The following is a 2079-nucleotide window of genomic DNA, read 5'->3' on the forward strand; positions in this document are numbered from 1 at the left end:
CTTTCCAACGCCCCCCATCCCATTGTTGTAATAATCTCTTTTGAATTTTGAGCCTCATCAAATTCCACTTCATAATCATGATCTATAGGATTTCGAAGCATTTCATCATAAAATTCTCCTTTCAATTCATAGTTCCCAATGCTCATGGATAACACTTCATTGTTAGAAGCATCTGATCGACCTTCAGTTATTTCTTTTGATTTAGTTTCGCTGTTCAAGGTAGTCAATTGACTACTATTTTGGCAAGATGAAAACACTATCGTAATAAATAATAATAAGAGTATCTTACCTTTCATAAATTATCTCCTATAATGGCGCATAACGTTACTGTATCGACAACGTCCCACCGACATAAGCGACCAATGGAAGCAGCTGCGATGCGGTTAGTCGGTACGGATGTGTCCGCTGAATACACTTCCCTGCCATTCTCCTTCGGCGGACCGAGGAGCTTTAGGCTCCGAAGCACGGATATGATCTTAGACTATGTCTCACAAACTCCCTCAACCTATGCCCTCAAAGTGAACTGTGACCCGTAAGATAGACACTTTGAAAAAAGTGTCCTCTTGCGGGTCTTTTGTGTTTTAATCAGATTATAAAAGTTTGTGGGGATGTAGATTATGAAGAAAATCAGACGGGTTTATACAGAGAAAGAGATCAAGGTACTGGAGTCGAATCCATCCGTTCTTCGCGTATAAGAGAAGAATATCACGTATTCCTCTGCCTTTAAGATTGCGGCTGTACAGGCCAATCAAGCGGGGCATACACCCATGCAAATCTTTGTTAAAGAAGGATTTAACGTTGAACTGATCGGACAGGAAACGTCAAAAAGATGTCTGGAGCGTTGGAGGGAAACATATGCTTCTTCAAGTGAAGCTGGGCTGCTGGAAGAACGTAGGGGAAGGGAAGCTCAGGAAGACCGGTTAGTCGTGAGCTATCAGCTGAGGAAAAACTCCGTCTTGCCGAGGCAGGTATCAAGCTTTTGGAAGCCGAGAATGAACTCTTAAAAAAGCTAGAAGCGCTCGAAAGGCACAAAAACAACAATGAATTACTATCGTTTTCCGAGCGCTTTCAGCTCATCAATCAGGTTGTTCGTAAAACATGGACTGAGACGCGTGATTCGCTATCTTTGTAAGCTTGCTGAGGCAAGTACAATCGGATATTATCGCTGGTGTTCGGCGGAAGAACACCGCCAGCTTCGAGAGGCTGACGATAAACGAGACTTTTACTTCTGAAGGTGCACTTTGATGCACTTAGAGGGAAGGCTGGCGCGCTGGTCATCAAAATGAGGTTAGAACGGCTTCATGGTATCATTATGAATCACAAGAAAATTCGCCGTTTGATGCGGAAATTCACACTCGTTGCTGTGATTCGTCAAGCGAATCCCTATCGCAAAATGGCTAAAGCGACGCAAGAACACCGCACCTGCCCGAATCTCCTGAAAAGACGGTTTGACCGGGGAGAGCCCGAAATGGTATTACTAACCGACATTACTTATATGCATTATGGAAATGGCCAGCGGGCTTATTTGTCCTGTGTAAAAGATGGTGCAACAAAAGAAATCTTAGCTCACTACTTGTCCTCTTCTTTGGAATTATCTCTTATTCAACGAACACTGAAGCGATTGCTTAACCGTTTAGTTGGGGAAGTTCATCCGGATACTCTCTTTCACTCGGATCAGGGATTCCATTACACACATCCTGAAGTTCGTTCCATGATCGCTAAAGCTGGATTTAAACAATCAATGTCATGAAAAGGAAACTGTTGGGATAATGCTTCGATGGAGACGTTCTTCGGGCATATGAAGGATGAATTAGAGTTCAGGGATTGCTCGTCCTTACAAGAGCTGCGAGTTCGTGTCAACGAATACATCACTTATTACAATACCGAATGGTTCCAATGGACATTAAAAAAGATGACTCCTGGTGAATACGAGGCCACTGAAAAACTTACGATTCTAATTTGTTAAGATCTATTTTAAATCAAAAAGGCTATATTTCGTTCACAATGGAGCGGAATATAGCCTTTTCTCTATCCTTTTACTTTGAGTCTTTCATGAGTGTAATGATTCGCTTGAGATTA

The 2079-nt window shown here is 42.4% G+C and carries 2 protein-coding genes and 1 pseudogene; 2 read left to right on the forward strand and 1 reads right to left on the reverse strand.

The window, feature by feature from the left end; genetic code table 11:
* Positions 1-296, reverse strand: a pseudogene (locus AC1DE7_RS31545) (lysozyme inhibitor LprI family protein); the annotation flags it as partial.
* Between the two features lie 986 nt (positions 297-1282).
* On the opposite strand from AC1DE7_RS31545, the gene AC1DE7_RS31550 reads away from it, so the two are divergent.
* Both AC1DE7_RS31550 and AC1DE7_RS31555 read left to right on the forward strand, forming a co-directional pair.
* Complete coding sequence (locus AC1DE7_RS31550; RefSeq protein WP_477535887.1) at positions 1283-1750, forward strand: DDE-type integrase/transposase/recombinase; 468 nt, start codon at positions 1283-1285, stop codon at positions 1748-1750.
* Positions 1751-1798: 48 nt separating this feature from the next.
* Positions 1799-1966, forward strand: coding sequence for an IS3 family transposase (locus tag AC1DE7_RS31555; protein WP_477535888.1), 168 nt, complete (start codon positions 1799-1801; stop codon positions 1964-1966).
* Positions 1967-2079: the final 113 nt, after the last annotated feature.

The organism is Paenibacillus sp. 10L310 (assembly GCF_056395745.1).

Coding starts and splice junctions, on each gene's coding strand:
- AC1DE7_RS31550 (WP_477535887.1), top strand. CDS start 1,283: ATGAGGTTAGAACGGCTTCATGGTATCATTATGAATCACAAGAAAATT.
- AC1DE7_RS31555 (WP_477535888.1), top strand. CDS start 1,799: ATGAAGGATGAATTAGAGTTCAGGGATTGCTCGTCCTTACAAGAGCTG.